Source organism: Clostridium disporicum, assembly GCF_001405015.1.
Classification (GTDB): domain Bacteria; phylum Bacillota; class Clostridia; order Clostridiales; family Clostridiaceae; genus Clostridium; species Clostridium disporicum_B.
Genome location: NZ_CYZX01000005.1, coordinates 81,516 through 101,824, shown reverse-complemented (window position 1 = coordinate 101,824; position 20,309 = coordinate 81,516). Strand labels below are relative to the sequence as shown.

Annotated in this window: 18 protein-coding genes; all 18 read left to right on the top strand. The window is 30.0% G+C overall.

Annotated features, from left to right (window positions below; translation table 11 throughout):
* Positions 1 to 43 precede the first annotated feature (43 nt).
* The 18 genes from ARA56_RS04640 to ARA56_RS04555 all read left to right on the top strand — a co-directional run bounded on the left by ARA56_RS04640 (position 44) and on the right by ARA56_RS04555 (position 20,150).
* Positions 44 to 961 (top strand): D-alanine--D-alanine ligase, encoded by a 918-nt coding sequence (locus tag ARA56_RS04640; protein ID WP_055264549.1) that lies wholly within the window; start codon positions 44 to 46, stop codon positions 959 to 961.
* A gap of 169 nt (positions 962 to 1,130) precedes the next feature.
* A complete protein-coding gene (locus ARA56_RS04635) occupies positions 1,131 to 1,850 on the top strand; it encodes an ABC transporter ATP-binding protein (protein WP_055264467.1) in 720 nt (239 codons plus the stop codon).
* Positions 1,850 to 2,872 (top strand): ABC transporter permease, encoded by a 1,023-nt coding sequence (locus ARA56_RS04630; RefSeq protein WP_055264465.1) that lies wholly within the window; start codon positions 1,850 to 1,852, stop codon positions 2,870 to 2,872. The genes ARA56_RS04635 and ARA56_RS04630 overlap by 1 nt, the downstream gene beginning before the upstream one ends.
* 168 nt (positions 2,873 to 3,040) lie before the next feature.
* Complete coding sequence (locus ARA56_RS04625) at positions 3,041 to 3,505, top strand: GNAT family N-acetyltransferase (RefSeq protein ID WP_055264548.1); 465 nt, start codon at positions 3,041 to 3,043, stop codon at positions 3,503 to 3,505.
* A gap of 208 nt (positions 3,506 to 3,713) precedes the next feature.
* Entirely contained in the window at positions 3,714 to 4,280 is a 567-nt protein-coding gene (locus ARA56_RS04620) for a class I SAM-dependent methyltransferase (protein ID WP_055264463.1), read from the top strand.
* A gap of 294 nt (positions 4,281 to 4,574) precedes the next feature.
* Complete coding sequence (gene treP / locus ARA56_RS04615; protein ID WP_055264461.1) at positions 4,575 to 5,987, top strand: PTS system trehalose-specific EIIBC component; 1,413 nt, start codon at positions 4,575 to 4,577, stop codon at positions 5,985 to 5,987.
* A 101-nt stretch (positions 5,988 to 6,088) separates the two neighbouring features.
* Positions 6,089 to 7,753: an alpha,alpha-phosphotrehalase gene (treC, locus tag ARA56_RS04610; RefSeq protein WP_055264459.1), complete on the top strand. Its 1,665-nt coding sequence runs from the start codon at positions 6,089 to 6,091 to the stop codon at positions 7,751 to 7,753.
* A 34-nt stretch (positions 7,754 to 7,787) separates the two neighbouring features.
* Entirely contained in the window at positions 7,788 to 8,495 is a 708-nt protein-coding gene (gene treR / locus ARA56_RS04605) for a trehalose operon repressor (RefSeq protein WP_055264457.1), read from the top strand.
* Between the two features lie 271 nt (positions 8,496 to 8,766).
* Positions 8,767 to 9,708, top strand: a complete 942-nt coding sequence (locus ARA56_RS04600) for a glycoside hydrolase family 25 protein (protein WP_055264455.1) — start codon at positions 8,767 to 8,769, stop codon at positions 9,706 to 9,708.
* Positions 9,709 to 10,042: 334 nt separating this feature from the next.
* Positions 10,043 to 11,512 carry a VanW family protein gene (locus ARA56_RS04595; RefSeq protein WP_242855875.1) on the top strand — a complete coding sequence of 490 codons (1,470 nt, stop codon included), beginning with the start codon at positions 10,043 to 10,045 and terminating at the stop codon, positions 11,510 to 11,512.
* 137 nt (positions 11,513 to 11,649) lie between these two features.
* Positions 11,650 to 12,492, top strand: coding sequence for a Cof-type HAD-IIB family hydrolase (locus tag ARA56_RS04590; RefSeq protein WP_055264451.1), 843 nt, complete (start codon positions 11,650 to 11,652; stop codon positions 12,490 to 12,492).
* A gap of 65 nt (positions 12,493 to 12,557) precedes the next feature.
* Complete coding sequence (gene splB / locus ARA56_RS04585; RefSeq protein WP_055264449.1) at positions 12,558 to 13,583, top strand: spore photoproduct lyase; 1,026 nt, start codon at positions 12,558 to 12,560, stop codon at positions 13,581 to 13,583.
* 111 nt (positions 13,584 to 13,694) lie between these two features.
* A complete protein-coding gene (locus tag ARA56_RS04580; RefSeq protein ID WP_055264447.1) occupies positions 13,695 to 14,156 on the top strand; it encodes a tRNA (cytidine(34)-2'-O)-methyltransferase in 462 nt (153 codons plus the stop codon).
* Positions 14,157 to 14,175: 19 nt separating this feature from the next.
* Positions 14,176 to 15,012 (top strand): DegV family protein, encoded by an 837-nt coding sequence (locus tag ARA56_RS04575; protein ID WP_055264445.1) that lies wholly within the window; start codon positions 14,176 to 14,178, stop codon positions 15,010 to 15,012.
* A gap of 139 nt (positions 15,013 to 15,151) precedes the next feature.
* Complete coding sequence (gene rpoN / locus ARA56_RS04570) at positions 15,152 to 16,525, top strand: RNA polymerase factor sigma-54 (RefSeq protein ID WP_055264443.1); 1,374 nt, start codon at positions 15,152 to 15,154, stop codon at positions 16,523 to 16,525.
* Between the two features lie 182 nt (positions 16,526 to 16,707).
* Entirely contained in the window at positions 16,708 to 17,754 is a 1,047-nt protein-coding gene (locus ARA56_RS04565; protein WP_055264441.1) for a sugar-binding transcriptional regulator, read from the top strand.
* 45 nt (positions 17,755 to 17,799) lie between these two features.
* Positions 17,800 to 18,819 carry a type I glyceraldehyde-3-phosphate dehydrogenase gene (gene gap / locus ARA56_RS04560; protein ID WP_055264439.1) on the top strand — a complete coding sequence of 340 codons (1,020 nt, stop codon included), beginning with the start codon at positions 17,800 to 17,802 and terminating at the stop codon, positions 18,817 to 18,819.
* Between the two features lie 152 nt (positions 18,820 to 18,971).
* Positions 18,972 to 20,150 carry a phosphoglycerate kinase gene (locus tag ARA56_RS04555; protein WP_055264437.1) on the top strand — a complete coding sequence of 393 codons (1,179 nt, stop codon included), beginning with the start codon at positions 18,972 to 18,974 and terminating at the stop codon, positions 20,148 to 20,150.
* Positions 20,151 to 20,309: the final 159 nt, after the last annotated feature.

Sequence of the window (20,309 nt, the reverse complement as noted above, 5' to 3'; positions counted from 1 at the left end):
GGTCTTTATTTTATAAGTAAGTTTAAATTTGGAGGCAAAAATGATTAAAGTTGGTGTTATTATGGGTGGTATTTCTTCAGAAAGAGAAGTATCATTAAAAAGTGGAAATTCGATAGTTGAGAATATAGACAGAAGCAAATACGAAGTTGTGCCAATAGTTATAGATAATAAAGATGATATAATAAATAAAGTTAAAGGAATAGATTTTGCTTTATTAGCATTACACGGAAAGTTTGGTGAAGATGGAACTGTTCAATCAGTACTTCAAACTTTAGATATACCATATTCAGGATGTGGACCAATAAGCTCAGGTGTATGTATGGATAAGGACCTTACAAAGAGAATATTAGTAGCTAATGGAATAAGAACTGCTAGATGGATAAATGTTTCATCAATAGAAGAAATAGATTATGACAAGATAGAAGAAATGGGATATCCTGTTTTCGTTAAGCCTACAAATGGAGGATCAAGTGTTGCTACTTTCAAAATAACAAAGAAAGAAGATATAGAGAATGCTGTTTTAGAAGGTTTAAAATGGGATACAGAAGTTATGATAGAAGAATTCATAAAAGGTGATGAAATAACTTGTCCTGTATTTGACAAGAAGATGTGGCCAGTTATAGCAATAAGACCTAAGGAAGGGGCAGATTTCTTTGATTTTACTCAAAAGTATTCAGAGGATGGAGCTGAAGAAGTTATAGTAGAACTTGAAGAAAATCTTCATAAAGAAGTTGAAAAGATGGCTATAGGTACTTACAGAGCATTAAAGTGTGAAGTTTATGCAAGAGTAGATATGATAGTAACAAGTGAAGGAGTTCCTTATATATTAGAAGTTAATACATTACCAGGAATGACGGCTGCTTCGCTTTTTCCAAGGAGTGCCAATGCTGTTAATGTAAGCTATTCAGGGCTTATAGATATGATTATACAAACATCTTTAAAGGTTAAGAGAGCTATATAAAATAGTAAATTAGATATAAAAGTTAAAAATGGGCAGATGGGAGGTTGACGCAAAAAATCAGCATGGCTAACTTTAGCTAAAAATATTTAAAGAAGTTGCTATGCTAGTTTTAATGTCAATTTACATTTGCTCTTTTTTTGTACTCATAATTAAGTATGGAGGTTAACTTATGAATAAAACTATTTTAAAAGTTGAAGGCTTAAGTAAGTCTTTTAAAAAGAGAAGAATAGTTGATAATGTTTCTTTTGAAGCTAAAGCAGGAGAAATTCTAGGGTTTTTAGGAGCTAATGGAGCAGGAAAAACCACTACAATAAGAATGATAACGGGACTTATAAGTGCAGATAGTGGAACGGTTATAATAGATGGACATAATATAAAAAGTAACTTTGAAAAGGCTATGGATAATGTAGGAGCGATAGTTGAAATTCCATTTTTATATGAATATATGACTGGAATGGAAAATATAAAGCTTTTTGCTAAGCTTTATAAAGCATCAGAAGAAGGGGTAAATGAGGCTATAAAGGTTTCTGGACTTAAGGATAGATTAAATGATAAGGTTAAAGAGTATTCTTTAGGTATGAAACAAAGAATTGGCCTAGCTGTAGCTCTTATGAAGCAACCTAAATTATTAATTTTAGATGAGCCTACTAACGGTTTAGATCCAATGGGAATAAAAGATTTAAGAGAATTCTTAAAGGATTTATCACATAATAAAAATATTTCGGTAGTGGTTTCAAGTCATATATTAATGGAAATGGAACAACTATGTGATAGAGTTGTTATTATCTCAGATGGGAAAGTTATATGTACTAAAACCATGGATGAAATTAATAAAGAGTCTTCTTTAGAAGAAGTATTTATTAATTCTATCAAGGAGGCTGAAAAATAATGAACGATGTTTTATATTTAAGTAAACTAGAGTTTAGTAAGATGTTTAAAAGTAAAATAGCTAAAGTTGGAATAATATTATCTTTTATAATTATGATTGGATTAACTATATCTGAATATAGTGATATGAAAAGAGTAAGGGAATACGAAAGTACTAATGGAACTTCAACGACTTTTGATTGGAGAGAGAGGGAAGAATATCTTATATCGCAGAAGGATGTTATGTTGAGTGATCCATATTATGATGAGATTCAAAAAGATGAGATAAATAAGAGAATTGAAATTGCAGAATATAGATTAGAGCATAATATTACAAAGGATTATGAAAAAAATATATGGTGGTTCTTTGCTGATAATTCTTTTAATTGGGTATTTAGATTTATAATTTTAACAGTAGTATTAGTTGGAGTATTTAATGTAGCTAGTGAATATAACAATAAAACTATAAATATGTGGCTTGTATCACCATATAAACGTTGGAAGGTGCTTACATCAAAGTATTTAGCAATTTTAATTTATGGATTAGAAATATTAGGAATAGTTCTTGTAATGGGATTATTGTCTGGAATAATAATTCATGGATTTGATAGGATATCTAGTCAAACTATACTTTATGGAGTGAATGGACCGTATGTTATTAGTACAGCTCTATATTCAGTTATTATAGTATTATTAAAACTTGTTGAGTTAATATTCTCAATAGCTTTAGCATTTATGATAGCTGTACTTTTAAAGTCAGTATCCTTTGCTACAATAACATCTATAATAACTATATTCTTAGTATCACCAGTAGTTTTATATGCTGGGAAGATGAGTAGATTAATAAACTATTTACCATTTAATCATTTAGATTTTAGAAAGTTTTTAGATTATGGAACAGTATTACCACAAATAAATAATGATTTTCAAAGTATTGTAATTCAAGGATTTACACCAGTAATTGCGGCTTTAATAGTAGGTGCTTATATTGCTTTATTTATGGCAATTACTTATGGAGTGTTCTGCAAGAGAGATGTTATTTAGATGAAGTTCAGTTTTATAGGGAAATATTTATGAAGTGAGATAAAGTGATAATACAACATTAAATTGTTTGAATCAACGATTTAATGTTGTATTTTTTTATTGAGAAGAAAGTGAATAAATGGTAATATTTTTTAAAGCATATAGTATTTACCGGGAGATAGGATGGGTATGATAGAGATTAAAAATATCAGAAATAATAATGAAAAGTCAAGAATTACAAATTATATATTAAGAGAGTTACCAGAATGGTTTGGAATTGAAGAGTCAATAGTAGAGTATGTTGAAGAAGTTAAAAAGTATGATTTTTATGGAGCATATAATAATGGAAAAGCAGTAGGATTTATAAGTATAAAATATAATAATAAGTATACAGCAGAAGTGTATCTTATAGGAATACTAAAGGAATATCAAAATCAAAAGATTGGTAGAAAGTTAATTGAAATTACTGAAAAATTATTAATTGAAGATGAAATTAAATTTTTTATGGTAAAAACTTTAGGGGAATCTCATCCAGATGAAAATTATAAAATAACTAGAGAGTTTTATAAAAAACTAGGTTTTTATCCATTAGAAGAAATCAAAGAGATATGGGGAGAGAGTAATCCGTGCTTAATTATGGTTAAGACTTTATAAAGTGTGATATATGGGGAAGGTAGTATGTACAATATTAAGTTTAAGGGAAAATACAAAGATGAAGAAACACTCGTATGATGATTTTAGGTGGCATTGGAGATTATCTTAATATATATAATACTATTAAGTAGGTACCTAAAGGTGCAAAGGCTATGTGTTATGGATTTAATTTATATTGGTTTGATTAAATAGAGATAGGAGATAAATAATGGAGTACATGGGAGATAAAAATTATTGGGATAGTAAATTTGAAATTAGAGGAGATAGCCTATTAAGTCCTGAAAAAGCTTTGGTTAATAATATAGGATATTTAAAGACAGGAACTGTGCTTGATGTCGCATGTGGAGATGGAAGAAATACTTTGTATTTACTTCAAAAAGGATTTGATGTAACTGGCATAGATTTTAGTAATAGAGCTCTTGAACGATTAAATGCTTTTGCTACGAGGGCTGGGTACGAAGTTGAAACAAAGCAGGTTGATTTAAGTGGTAGTAATTCTTTAAATGAGTTGAAGAATTTTGATAATATAGTAATTAACCATTATAGAGCAAGTAAAGAAGTATTAAAAGACATATCAAAGCACATAAATGATGAAGGAATCTTGTTTGTATGTGGTTTCGGGTATAAGCATAAAGTAGATTTTAAAATTAGACAGGAAGATTTAATTTTGGAAAGTGATTTTGAAGGAATAAAAAATATGTTTAATTTAATTAAGTATGAAGAAAATGAAGATGAAAGAGGATTTTTTGTAACTTATATTTTAAAAAAGTATTAATTTACTAATTAAGCAATAGAGAATTAAAAGATAAATATCATATATTTGAAAAATCGATGTAATAAATACATCGATTTTTTTGCTAAAAGATAAATAAAAAGGTATTATTTGAGGCATTTAAGTTAATGATAGCTTTAATAATGAAGTATTGTCAGAAATTGCTTATGAAAAGAATTACACAAAATTGTTGACAAAGATGTACGTACAAGTTATTATAAAGACATAAAACATGTACGTACAAGTTTATGTAAAGGTATAAATATGTATGTATAGAATAAAACAGGAGGCACTAACATGGGAAAATATATTGATGATTCAAGAGCTTTACTTGAATATGTAGGTGGAAAAGATAATATTGGTGCAGTTACACACTGTGTAACTCGTATGAGATTTGTCCTAAAGGATACATCATTAGCAAATAAGGATAAAATTGAAAGCTTAAAATCTGTAAAAGGAACATTTGTACAAGCTGGACAATTTCAAGTTATAATAGGGAACACTGTTGGAGAGTTTTATAATGATTTTATAAAGGTATCTGGAGTTGAAGGTACTAATAAAGATGACGTGAAAGATGCAGCAAAATCTAATATGACTTTTATTCAAAGACTTATGGCAAATTTAGCTGAAATCTTCTCACCACTTATTCCAGCAATTATAGTTGGTGGTTTAATATTAGGATTTAGAAATTTAATTGGAGATGTTAAGTTTTTTGAAGATGGTACAAAAACTTTAATAGAAATATCTCAATTTTGGGCAGGAACACATAGTTTCTTATGGTTAATAGGAGAGGCTATATTCCACTTCTTACCTGTAGGTATTACATGGGCAATAACTAAGAAGATGGGAACAACTCAAATATTAGGTATAGTTTTAGGGATTACTTTAGTATCACCTCAGCTTTTAAATGCTTATGCAGTATCAGGGGGAGGAGATATTCCTTTCTGGGATTTTGGATTTGCACAAGTTAACATGATAGGTTACCAAGCACAAGTTATACCAGCTATACTTGCAGGTTTCACACTAGTATATCTAGAAAGATTCTTTAGAAAGATTACACCTGCATCAATCTCAATGATAATAGTTCCATTCTTTGCTTTAGTACCAACTGTACTTATTGCACATGTTGTGTTAGGACCAATAGGCTGGACAATAGGGTCATGGATTTCAACTGTTGTATATGCAGGATTAACATCATCATTTAGATGGTTATTTGCAGGAATATTTGGTTTTGCTTATGCACCATTAGTAATTACAGGATTACATCATATGACAAATGCAATAGACCTTCAGTTAATGGCTCAAGTTGGTGGAACATCATTATGGCCAATGATAGCTTTATCAAATATAGCTCAAGGGTCAGCGGTTTTAGCGATGATATACTTACAAAGAAAGAATGAAGAAGAAAAGCAAGTTTCAATACCAGCATGTATTTCAGCATACTTAGGTGTAACTGAACCAGCATTATTCGGTGTAAACTTAAAATACGGATTCCCATTCATATGTGGAATGATAGGATCAGGTATAGCAGCTATAATATCAGTAGGTTCTGGAGTTATGGCAAATGCAATAGGAATTGGTGGTCTTCCAGGAATACTTTCAATTCAACCAAATAGCATACCAATGTTTGCAGTAGCTATGGTTGTTGCAATAGTAGTACCTTTTATACTAACAGTAGTAGTAGGTAGAAAAAAATTAAATGTAGCATAACTTGAAATAGTAAATTTAGTAGCAAAGGTTGGATAATATATATTCTTAAAGAATGAATCATATATTATCCATTCTTTGGTTGATAAAAGGAGATAGATATAATGAAAGATTTTAGAGAAAGTGTTGTTTATCAAATATACCCTAAATCATTTAATGATTCTAATGGAGATGGAATTGGAGATATAAACGGAGTAACTGAGAAGTTAGATTATTTAAAGACATTAGGTGTAGATTACATATGGTTAACACCAGTGTATGTATCTCCACAAAAAGATAATGGTTATGATATTGAGGACTATTATAAAATAGACCCAAGAATGGGAACTATGGAGGATTTTGAAAGATTAGTTGAAGAAGCTAAAAAGAGAGATATAGATATAATGCTTGATATGGTATTTAACCATACTTCTACAGAACATTGGTGGTTTAAAGAAGCATTAAAAGGAAATGAAAAGTATAAGAATTTTTATATTTTCAAAAAAGGTAAAGATAATGAACCACCTACAAATTGGATTTCGAAATTTGGCGGAAATGCTTGGGAGTACGTTGAAAATATGGACGAGTATTATCTTCATTTATTTGATGTAACTCAAGGGGATTTAAATTGGGAAAATGAAGAAGTAAGAAACGAGATATATAAAGTAGTTAACTTCTGGATTGAAAAAGGAGTTAAAGGCTTTAGATTAGATGTAATAAACCTTATTTCTAAACCGGATGAATTAGAAAATGACTATATTGGAGATGGAAGAAGATTTTATACTGATGGGCCAAGAATACATGAGCATCTAAAAGAATTAAATGAAAATACCTTTGGTAAACATGAGGATATAATTACTGTTGGAGAGATGTCATCAACTTCAGTTGAAAACTGTATTAAGTATTCTAACCCAGATGAAAAAGAGCTTTCTATGGTATTTAATTTTCATCATTTAAAGGTGGATTATGAAAATGGTGATAAGTGGACCTTAATGGATTTTGACTTTAAGATGTTAAAAGATATCTTTAAGAAATGGCAAGAGGAAATGCAAGAAGGTAATGGATGGAGTGCGTTATTCTGGTGTAATCATGATCAGCCTAGAGCGATATCTAGATTTGGTAATGATAAAGAGTACTTTAATGAAAGTGGTAAAATGTTAGCAACTGCTATACATATGATGAGAGGAACTCCTTATATTTATCAAGGTGAAGAGTTTGGAATGACTAATCCATATTTTGAGTCTATTGAAGATTATAGGGATGTTGAATCAATAAATTACTATAATATATTAAAAGATAACGGTGAACCAGTTGATAAAATATTAGATATACTAAAATCTAAATCAAGAGATAACTCTAGAACTCCTATTCAGTGGAATGATAAAGAAAATGCAGGATTTACAACTGGAGCTCCATGGATACCTATAGGAAAATCATATGAAAAAATAAATGCAGAAAAAGCAGTTAATGATAGCAATTCTATATTTAATCATTATAAAAAGTTAATACAATTAAGAAAAGAATATGATGTAATTTCTAAAGGTAATATAGAGATGATATTAGAAGATCATACTGAAGTTTTAGCTTATTTAAGAAATTATGAAAATAAGAGTTTAGTAGTATTAAATAATTTCTATGGAAAGCAGGCTAAAGTGAATATTCCTGAAAGTATATTAAATGGTATTAAAGCTTCTAATATATTACTATCAAACTACTCAGATTCAGCTAAGTTAGGAGAAGAAATTATCTTAAGACCATACGAATCGATTGCTTATTATATTGAGAAATAGCATTTAGTTATGTTAAAATATTTCTGGTGATAAAATGGATAAGAAATATTTGAACATATACAATATATTGGTAGATAAAATAGAGAATAATGAGTATCAGGCAAATGATAAACTTCCTTCAGAAAAAGAAATAATGAATGATTACAATGTGTCTAGGGATACTGTAAGGAAGGCTCTGAATATGTTAGAACAGAATGGATATATTCAGAAAACTAAGGGAAAAGGATCTTTTGTACTTGATATAGGTAAATTTAATTTTCCTGTATCAGGGGTAGTTAGTTTTAAGGAGATTTCAGGAAAACTAGGAATGAAGGTAGAAACTATAGTTGAAAGTTTAGAATGTATAGTTCCTAAAAAAAATATTGCAAGAGGGTTGGAGCTATCTGGAGATGATAAGGTCTGGAGAGTAGTAAGAGCGAGATCTGTAGATGATGAAAAAATCATTTTAGATAAAGATTATATCGTGCAGAAGTTTGTTGAAAATCTTACTTATGATATCTGTAAGGAATCTCTATATGACTATATAGAGGGGGAGCTAGGACTGAAAATTGCATATGCAAAAAAAGAGATAACAGTCCAGAATGCAACAGAAGAGGATAAAAAGTACCTAGATATGAAAGGTTTTGAAATGATAGTAGTAGTAAAAAGCTATACATATTTAGATGATACTAGTTTATTTCAATATACTGAATCTAGACATAGGCCAGATAAATTTGTTTTTGTAGATTTTGCTAGAAGATGATATAAGGATAGTTAATAATTTATTTATTAGAGTAATAAATAGTACTTGTAATAGATTATTTAGGTTATATATTACTGAATTAATGTTAGAATATTAAAAAGATAAAAAGTAAGTTAGTGTAAACTAGCTTATTTTTTATTTTTAGTAAAGATATTAATAAGAATCAACACTAAGTGTAATACAGTTATTTTTAATGATTAAATTTATAGTAACCATTTATAAAGTTTAATAATATCCTATATATTAAGGAAAACTTTATTTTGGAGGAACTATGCAAAATAAAAATGACAAAAGTCTATTTGGAGTAGATATAAACGAGTATACGCAAAATGTTGATTTTACAGTATTAGCTACAAAAATAGATTTTTTATACCTAAGAGCCTCAGGTTCAGCATCAGGAAGATTTAGAAGAGACAATAAGTTCTTAGAGTTTGCACAAAAATCGAGAGAGTATGGGATACCAGTTGGGGCATATCACTTTGGCGTTCCTGCTGATGATTTAACTACTGCAGATGCTCAATGTGATGATTTTATCGAAGTTTTACAAGAAGGATTTGGGAAAAAAGATTATGGAGATTTATTTCCAGTCATAGATGTAGAAGTACCTACAGATAAATCACTTGCAGTAGAAACTGTAGTAAATTGGATTGATAGATTTAGAAAGAGATTTGAAAAGAAAACTAGAAGAAGGATAATGTTATATACAGGAACTTTCTATGTTGAACTTTATAATAATTTCTTTATTCCAGGTAGAGGCTATCCTTTAAAGAATATGATTCTTTGGATTGCAATGTATACAGCCATTCCAGGAAATCCAGCATATCCACCAGATGTAGGCGGATGGACAAGATGGAGAGTATGGCAATATAGTGAAAGTGCAAATGTACAAGGTATTGGCAATCCTGTAGATGCTAACTGGGGACCAAATAGTATTGACTATCTAATTCAACCTAGAAGCGTAACAGGGCTTAGAGCTACTAAGAGAGGAAATACTATAAATATTAGATGGAACGCAAATACTGATGCAGATTTACTAGGATATAATTTGTTTGCAAATAATTATTGGATAGGAACAGTAGATGCTAATGATACAGAGTTTACTATTCCAGTATCTTCATTGCCATTTACTCAAAGTGGACCAATAAAAATAAGTATTGAAGCATTTGATTTAGATGGTGAAACATCAAGAGTAAGAACCACAGTAACAGTTTAAAATAAAGCACGAAACACCTTTTAAATTAAGAGTTAAGAGTTAAAAGTGAAAAATTAAGAATAAAATTGATACTCAGTTTCTAAATTTATAGGTATTTAAAGTCATCTAAGGTGACTTTATTACTAAACTCTTAACTCTATACTCTTAATGTTCAACTAAGAAAATATTATTTGTAATATTTTTCGGTATGGGAAATAATTGTAAGGGGTTTGTAATTGTAATAAGAGGGAGAATAGTCTATAATTATAATAGATATTGTAAAAATATCTGTTTTTATATTGTACTAATAGCATAATTTTATATTTTATGTAAAAAGTGGGGAGGAATGAAGCTTTTGAGCAATAATAATTCTAATGGAACTAAAGACTTTTTTACTAAACATAAGAAAGTTATTGCAATTTCAGGAGTAGCAGTTTTAGCAGTAGCTGCAACTGTTGGAGGAGTAATGGCTAACATCAATAATAAAGTAAAGTCTTGGGAAGATAAAGTTTATCCTGGGGTACATGCTTATGGAGTAGATTTAAGTGGTAAGACTAAGGATGAGGCAGTTGCAATTTTAAATGATCAATTAGCTACATTAGTTAATGATAAAAGTATAACAGTAACTGTTGGTGACAAAAGTTTTAATATCAAGTACGCAGATATAGGTTCAACTATAAATGCGGATAAAACTGCAGAAGAAGCTTTAGCTTATGGAAAAGAAGAAGGGATGTTTAAAAAGAACTCTTACATAAAAGATGGAGTTGATACTGAAGTTAATACTGAACTAACTTATGATGAAGCTAAGCTTAAAGAATTCGAAGATAAGATAAATACAGAGGTAGAAATTCCTGCCGTAGATGCTTCGATAACTATAAGTTATGGAGAGAAGTATATAACTCCAGAAGTTATAGGTAAGAAAATAAATGCAGAAGAATTACATACAAAATTAGTTGACTGTATAGATCCTGATCCAAATAAAGTAGAAACTGTTTCTTTAGAGTTACAAGATTATAGTCCTAGAATAACTGCAGAAGAATTAAATAAAATTGATGGAATAATAGGAAGTTTTAGTGGCTCTTACACTAATGATGGAACTGGAAGAGTTACTAATATGCAATTAGCCACAGGATATATAAACGGAACTCTTTTAATGCCAGGAGATGAATTTAGTTATAATAAGACTATATTAGATACAACTCCGGAAAATGGATATAAGGAAGCTAATACATATGTAGGAAGTGAAGTAGTTCCTAATTATGGAGGAGGAGTATGTCAAATATCTACTTTCCTTTATAGAGCAGTAATAACATCTAACATAAGATCTACAATAAGATATAACCATTCAATGATGGTTGGTTATTCAGAGCCAAGCCTAGATGCTACAGTTTTCGAAGGAGATATAGATTACAGATTTATAAATACGTATAATTCTCCAATATATATAGAAGGCTATATGGGTGGAAGCACAATTACATTCAATGTATATGGAAATACTTCTGAAAAAGGCAATAAGACTTATGAGCTTGTCAATAATGTAATAGAAAAGTATGACTATACTACAGAATATGTAGATGATCCTACTTTAGAAGAGGGTAAGACTAGAACAAAGCTTAATGGAGCTCCAGGATATAAATCAGAAGGATATTTAATTACTTATGAAAATGGTGTGGAAGTTAATAGAGAATTAATATCTACAGATGTATATCAACCTATGAATGCAATAGTTTTAAGAGGAACTAAAAAGGTTGAAGCACCAAAACCAGAGGAAAAACCAGAAGAGAAGCCAACTGAAAATACAGAAGGACAAACATCAGCACAATAATAGAAAAAAGGAGCTTTTTAGCTCCTTTTTTTAAATTTTTGTTATATTCTTAGTAAAAATTTAGAATATTTTATGTAATTATTAAGAGTTAGATGGTATTATATATTATAGCTAGTATTTGAACAAAGGAGTTAAGTATGAAATACAAAATGGTTTGCATTGATATGGATGGAACTTTACTTGGAAAGAGAAAAAAGATTTCGGAATTTAGTAAAGACATTATAAAAAAGGCGCATGATATGGGTGTAGAAATTGTTGTTACAACAGGAAGGCTATATAATAATGCAGCATATTTTTCACAGCTTTTAGGTGTGGACTCTCCAGTGATTGCAGCCAACGGGGCAATTGTTATAGATCAAAAGACTAATGATATTATATATGAAAGCGCAATACCAGAAGTAGAGTGTATGAAGGTGTTAAAAATATTAAATAAATATAAAGTACCGTTTCATTTTCATACTACCGACACTATATATTGTAATAACTGGTTCAGTAAACTGGGCACTCAAGTTTATATGACAAAACAAGTTTATTATGAACATTTAAATATAAATTACTATACTGTAAAGACTGAAAAAGAATGGGCTGAAATTTTTAAAAAAGAAAATGGACGAATGGCTAAATGTATAGCATTTTCACCAAGTAGTAAAGATATTTTAAAAGTAAGAAAAGAATTAGATAGCTTAGAAAATATAGTTTATTTTGGTTCAGGTAACCATAGTACAGAGATAAATTTTAAGGGTGTATCTAAAGGAAATTCAGTAAAAGTTTTAAGTGAAAAATATGGAATAAAAAGAGAAGAAATTATTTGCATTGGTGATAATGAAAATGATGTATCTATGATTAAGTATGCTGGTCTTGGTATTGCTATGGCAAATGCTATTGATGAAGTAAAGTCAGCAGCTCAATATATTACAGATTCAAATAAAAATGATGGAGTAGCTAAAGCTATTAAAAAGTTTATATTAGATAAAGAATAGAAAATCACATTCCTAAGAATTATATTTTTAAATATACAGAAAATAATTCTAAGGAGTGTGATTTTATGTTTATTCCCAAAAGAATTATATTTGAAAAAGGCTCATTAGATTATGAAATAGGACAGAATGTATACAATTATTTTAAAGATAATACTAAAGTAGAGAAAATAATACTCACATCTAATAAAGTTAAACAAAACATTCCTTATAATGATTATTTGCCTGAATTCTACAAAGAAGGAAAGAGAACATTAGTAGTAGGAGTAAAGAAAGGGCTGAAATTTCAATCTTGTAAACCGTCGGCTCATTATCAGTTACCTTTATATTCAGGATGCATGGGACAATGCCAATATTGTTATTTAAATACCAATTTAGGAGATAAACCATATGCTAAAATAAATTCAAATATTGATGATATATTAAAGCAAGCTCAAAAATATATTGATGAGAGGTTGCCTAGTATTACCATATTTGAAGGATCAGCTACATCTGACCCACTACCAATGGAACCTTATGCTGGATCATTAAAAAAGACTATAGAATTTTTTGCTAACAATACTAATGGCCGATTTAGATTTGTAAGTAAATTTAATGATGTGGATACTTTGTTAGATATAAAACATAACGGCAAAACAGAGGTGAGGTTTACTTTAAATACAGATAAAGTTATTAATGAGTATGAAAATGCTACTGCATCTATCACTTTACGATTAGAAGCGTGTGAAAAAATAGCTAATGCCTGTTATCCTTTAGGGTTTATAATTGCACCGGTATTTTTATATAATAACTATAAAGAAGATTATAAAAAACTTTTATTAGACTTAAGAGAGAAATTACCGAAGAGTATGAAAAATCCACCATCATTTGAGGTAATATCTCATAGATATACAACAAGAGCAAAAAATGTAATAATGGAAGTTTTTCCAGAAAATACATTACCGATGAATGATGATGAGCGTAAATATAAATATGGACAATTTGGTTATGGAAAATATGTATATAAGACGGAAGAACTTGATGATATGAAGGAGTTTTTCAAAAAAGAGATAAGTGAAATTTTTCCGGAAAGTGAAATAAAATATATTATTTAACAATCTGTAAAAAACTTTGACTATTAAAATTGGATATAGTATTATTATTTTTATAAGAGATTATAGAGTAAGGTGTTTATCATCTTGCTTTTTGTTTTGGAGGGAAATTCCTTGAATTTGAATATTGTATTATATCAACCAGAAATTCCACAAAATACTGGAAATATAGCAAGAACATGTGTGTTAACTAATTCAACATTACACTTAATAAAGCCGTTAGGATTTAGTATTGATGATAAGGCAGTAAAAAGATCAGGATTAGATTACTGGAGTGAGTTAAAGTTAGAAGTTCATGAGTCATATGAAGATTTTATAAATAAGTATGGAGATAGAAGAATATTTTTAGCATCTACTCATGGTGGTAATTACTATAATGAGGAAAGTTATAAGCCGGGTGACTTCATAATGTTTGGAAGAGAGTCAAAAGGTGTACCACAAGAAGTACATGAAGCTCATACAAATATAAGAGTGCCGATGATTAAGACAAGTACTAGAAGTCTAAACCTTTCTAATACAGTTGCAATTATAGCATATGAAGCATTAAGACAAATGGACTTTCCGGATATGAAATAATGGATGGGGAGGAATTGTTATGCAAAAGATTAAGATAATAACTGATAGTACTCTTGATATACCAGTAGATTTAATAAAGAAGAATGACATAGAAGTTATGCCTTTATTAATTAATTTTGGTGAAGATAGTTATTTAGATGGAGTTGATATTACTCCAACTGAAATGATTGAAAGAATAAACAGAGAAAATGTTTTACCAACTACAGCACAAATTACTCCAACTAGATTTGAAGAAACTTTTAAAAAGTATTTAGATCAAGGATATAAAATAGTAACTTTAGTGCTTTCTTCAGAAATGAGCGGAACATATCAATCAGCTTGTATAGCTAAAGATATGCTTGAAACAGAAGATATAGTTGTAATTGATTCTAAAAATGTTACATCAGGATTAGGATTATTAGTTTTAAAAGCTTGTAGATTAAGAGATAATGGAGCTTCAATTAAAGAAATTGAAGAAGAAATTCTAAAGACTAGAGATAAGGTTAAATGTACACTTAATTTTGAATCATTAGATAATCTTGTAAGAGGTGGAAGACTACCAAAAGTTGCTGGAGCTATAGGAACAGCTTTAGGTTTAAGACTTATACTAGAAATAAAAGATGGTAAGATGGCTGTTAAGGATAAAGTAAGAGGAAGTAAAAAAGCTTTTAAGAAATTAATATCTGATTTTGAAAGTGCAGATGTTGATTTTAAAGAACCAGTTATATTAACAGACTTATTAAATGAAGATGTATATTTTGAATTAAAGAAATACTTAGAAGAAAAAGATATAGAATACGTAGATGCAAAGGTTGGATGTACAGTTGGTATACACTCTGGAATTAAACCTTGTGGATTATTCTTTATTGTGAAATAATAAAAGGCTTGTGCTTATGCACGAGCTTTTTTTATAATTTCTTCGGTAAACTTTTACAAAGAATATATTGGAATATATTAAAAATAAAGGTATACTAAAAGTGTGGTATTTATAAAAGAAAACAAAAGAGGGATGTTATATGAAGTTAGATTTTAATCTGAATTTATCTCAGCAGCAAAAACTTGTAATGACACAAAATATGCAATTATCAATAAATATTTTACAGATGTCAGCTTGTGAGTTAAGAGAATTTATCAATAAAGAATTAGAAGAAAATCCTATTATTGATAGTGATTTTAATTTGAAGAAGAATACTGAAATCGAGCAATATAAAAAGATGATAGAATCTATGGAGTATGATAATAGTATTTACAATTCATATTCTAAAGGAGAGTATGATGAAGAGGGGTTATCGCCTTTAAATTTTGTGTCTGAGAAAAAGACTTTAAAAAGTTATTTGTATGAACAATTACATACTAATAAAGAAGTAAAGAACTTAAGAATTATTATAGATTACATGATTGAATCTTTAGATAGTAGAGGATACCTTGACGAAACTGTAGAGAACATATGTAATAAATTTAATATTTCGGAAGAAAAATGTGTACAAGCGCTAGAGATATTACAAGATTTAGAACCAGCAGGTATTGGGGGAAGAAATCTAAAGGAAAGTCTTTTAATCCAATTAAAAAGAAAAAAGAAATTAGATTTAAATCTGGAGAATATAATAAATAATTATTTAGATTTAGTGGCTGATAATAAATTTAAAGATATAGCAAAATATTTAAATATATCTCAAATAGAAGCTCAAAATTATGGAGATATAATAAGAGAATTGGAACCCAAGCCATCTAGAGGGTATTATACAGGTGATGACGTGAAATTTATAACTCCTGATGCTTATATAAAAAAGATAGATAAAGAGTATACAGTTATTATGAATAATGATATAGTACCCCAATTATCTATTAATGGAGTATATAAAAATTTACTTCTTCATGGAAGTGATAAAGAAGTTGAAAGTTATATTAAAGAGAAAATTGGAAGTGCTATGTTTTTAATAAAAAGTATTAATAATAGAGAAAATACTTTAAGAATAATCTTAGAAGATATAATAAAAAGGCAAAAAGAATATTTAGACAAAGGAAAAAAATATTTAAAGCCAATGATGCTTAAAGATATAGCAGAGGATATAAACATGCATGAATCTACTGTAAGTAGAGCTATTAAGGATAAATATATTTTAACTAGTTACGGAACTGTTAAGATAAAGGATTTATTCACAGTGGGATATAGTACAAAAAGTTCTTCTGATGGTAAAAATGTATCTGCAAAGAATATAAAAGATATCATAAAAGAGATTATTGATAGTGAAGATAAGAAAAAGCCTTTTTCCGATGAAATGATATGTACAGAACTTTCTAAAAAAAATCTGAATATATCAAGAAGGACAGTGGCAAAATATAGAGAGGAAATGGGAATAAAATCTTCTAGCAAGAGAAAAAGGATATAGCAGACGTAGGGAAGACAGGATTTTGGAGAAGAATATTCCTATTTCTATTTTTCTCAATTATAAAAATATTATAAAAAATTTACAGAAAGCCTTTTAAATTTAGTAAAGATGCTTTATAATGAAATAGGTGGGACATGAAAAGATAGTAGTGGGACATAAATGGTCCAAAAGGAGGGTTAATAGTGCAGGAAATATTAAGCTTACAAAAAAAGATAGTTCCTGAGCTAGTTGAAGTTCTTGAAAAAAGATATAATATTTTAAGAACTATATATTATAACCAACCAATTGGAAGAAGAGTTTTAGCAAGTGAACTTAATTTAGGTGAGAGAATAGTAAGAACTGAAATAAGTTTTTTAAAATCTCAAGGCTTAATAGAAGTGAATACTCCAGGTATGAGTGTTACTGAAGATGGGAAAGTAATAGTCAAAAGACTAAAAGAGTTTATACATGAACTTAAAGGTCTTGCTGATGTTGAAGAGTGTTTAAGATCTTGTTTAGGATTAAAAGATGTTATAATAGTCCCGGGAGATGTAGATAGTAATCCTACTGTTTTAAAAGATTTAGGAAAAGCAGCGGCAACTTATGTTAAGAAAATTTTAAAAGATAATAACATAATTGCTATAACTGGTGGATCTACGATTAAAGAGGTTGTAGAAGCATTTCCTAAAATCAACAATGTTTCCAATGTATTAGTAGTACCAGCTCGTGGTGGTATGGGGCGAAAAGTAGAGAGCCAAGCTAATACGCTAGCAGCTTCTTTAGCTAAAAAAATTAATGCATCATATAAACTTCTACATATTCCAGAGAATGTTAGTGCAGAAGTTCTTGATGGTTTACTTAAAGAAAGTCAAGTTAAGGATGTAATTGAGTCAATTCAAAAGGCAGATATACTTATCTATGGAATTGGTAATGCAATCCATATGGCTAAAAAAAGAGAAGCATCCGATGAGTTTATAAAAAAACTTGAGGACATGGGAGCTATAGGAGAGGCTTATGGATGTTATTTTAATAAAGATTGTCAGATGATATCTGAAAATAACTCTATAGGAATAAATTTAAACAATGCTAAAAAAATTAGAACACATATTGCAGTTGCTGCTGGGAAGAATAAGATTGATGCGATAATTGCAACAGAAATGTATAATCGTAATGCTGTATTGGTTACAGACGAAAATACAGGAAAAGAAATATGTGAGATAATAAAAAGCAACAATTTAAACAAGCTTTAAAATTTAATTTTAAATATAAATATCTAATTTTAGGAGGTAACTTTAATGGCAAATGTTAGAGTAGCAATTAATGGTTTTGGACGTATTGGACGTCTTGCATTTAGACAAATGTTCGGTGCAGAAGGGTATGAAGTTGTAGCAATCAACGACTTAACAAGCCCAAAAATGTTAGCACACTTATTAAAATATGATTCAGCTCAAGGTAGATACGAATTAGGTGATACAGTTGTTGCTGGTGAAGATTCTATCACTGTTGATGGAAAAGAAATCAGAATCTACGCTGAAGCTGATGCTAATAAACTTCCTTGGGGAGAAATCGGAGTAGACGTAGTATTAGAATGTACTGGATTCTACGTATCAAAAGCTAAGTCTCAAGCTCACATCAATGCAGGTGCTAAGAAAGTTGTTATATCAGCTCCAGCTGGAAACGACCTTCCAACAGTTGTATTCAACGTAAACCAAGATATATTAACAGCTGAAGATACTATAATCTCTGCTGCATCTTGTACAACAAACTGTTTAGCTCCAATGGCTAAAGCTTTAAATGACTATGCACCAATTCAATCTGGTATAATGTCAACTATCCACGCTTACACTGGAGATCAAATGATCTTAGACGGACCTCAAAGAAAAGGTGATTTAAGAAGAGCTAGAGCTGGTGCTGTTAACATAGTTCCAAACTCTACAGGAGCTGCTAAAGCTATCGGATTAGTTATTCCAGAATTAAACGGAAAATTAATCGGTTCTGCACAAAGAGTTCCAGTTCCAACAGGATCATCTACAATTTTAGTTGCTGTAGTTAAGGGTGAAAATGTAACAGTTGAAGGAATCAACGCTGCTATGAAAGCTGCTTCAAACGAATCATTCGGTTACACTGAAGAAGAATTAGTTTCTTCAGATATCATCGGAATCAAGTACGGTTCATTATTCGATGCAACTCAAACTATGGTTTCTGAATTAGGAAATGGTTTATACCAAGTTCAAGTTGTTTCTTGGTACGACAACGAAAACTCATACACTAGCCAAATGGTTAGAACTATTAAATACTTCTCTGAATTAGCTTAATATTTAATAGTTAATTAAATACGGATTAGATGCCTATAAAGGCACTTTTATAAGATCCTAAAAACGGGTCCGGTCTCTAAGGTATACCTATAGGACCGGGCTCATTTTAAAATTAGGAATAAAATTATTTATAAAATTATGAGGTGAAGAGAATGAACTTTAATAAGAAGACTATCGAAGACGTTCAAGTAAACGGTAAAAGAGTTTTAGTTAGATGTGACTTTAACGTTCCACTAAAAGATGGAGTTATAACTGATGAAAATAGATTAGTTGGAGCTCTTCCAACAATCAAATATTTAGTAGAAAATGGAGCAAAAGTTATACTTTGCTCACACTTAGGAAAAGATGCTTCTAAGACTTTAGCACCAGTAGCTGTAAGATTAAGCGAAATGTTAGGTAAAGAAGTAGTATTCGCTAGAGACGAAGAAGTTGTTGGCGAAAACGCTAGAAAAGCTGTTGCTGATATGAAAGACGGAGACGTTGTATTATTAGAAAACACTAGATGCAGAAAAGAAGAAACTAAAAACGGAGAAGAATTATCTAAAGAATTAGCTTCTTTATGTGATATCTACGTTAATGATGCTTTCGGAACTGCTCACAGAGCTCACTCTTCAACAGAAGGTGTTACAAAATTTGTTGACACTGCTGTTTGTGGATACTTAATTCAAAAAGAATTAAAGTTCTTAGGAGAAGCTGTAAATGCTCCAGTTAGACCTTTCGTTGCTATATTAGGTGGATCAAAGGTTTCTGATAAGATAGCTGTTATCAACAACTTATTAGAAAAAGTTGATACAATAATCATCGGTGGAGGAATGGCTTACACATTCTTAAAAGCTCAAGGATACGAAATCGGAACTTCTTTATGTGAAGACGATAGAATGGACTACGCTAAAGAAATGATAGCTAAAGCTGAAGCTAACGGAGTTAAATTCTTATTACCAGTAGACCACAGAATTGCTGATGGATTCAAGGATGTTGAAGCTACAGTTACTGAAGATCAAAACATTCCAGCAGGATTCATGGGATTAGATATCGGACCAAAGACAGAAGCTTTATATGCTGATGCTATAAAAGATGCTAAGACTGTTATCTGGAACGGACCAATGGGAGTATTCGAATTCGAAAACTTCAACAAAGGAACAATAGCTGTTGCTAAGGCTATGGCTGATGCAGATGCTACAACAGTTATCGGTGGAGGAGACTCAGCTGCTGCTGTTAACATCTTAGGATTTGGAGATAAGATGACTCACATCTCTACAGGTGGTGGAGCTTCATTAGAATTCTTAGAAGGTAAAGTATTACCAGGAATCGCTGCTTTAAACGATAAGTAAGAGCCAAAATCTTCGATTTTGTAGCTCGCACTTATGCAGGGCTAAGTAAGACTCCAAATCTCGGATTTGGCAAGTCGAACTTACACCTACGAACATATGTGAGTAGGTGTTTCCTTAAGTCCATAAATATCTGATTTAGTCAGGCGAACTTAACTGACA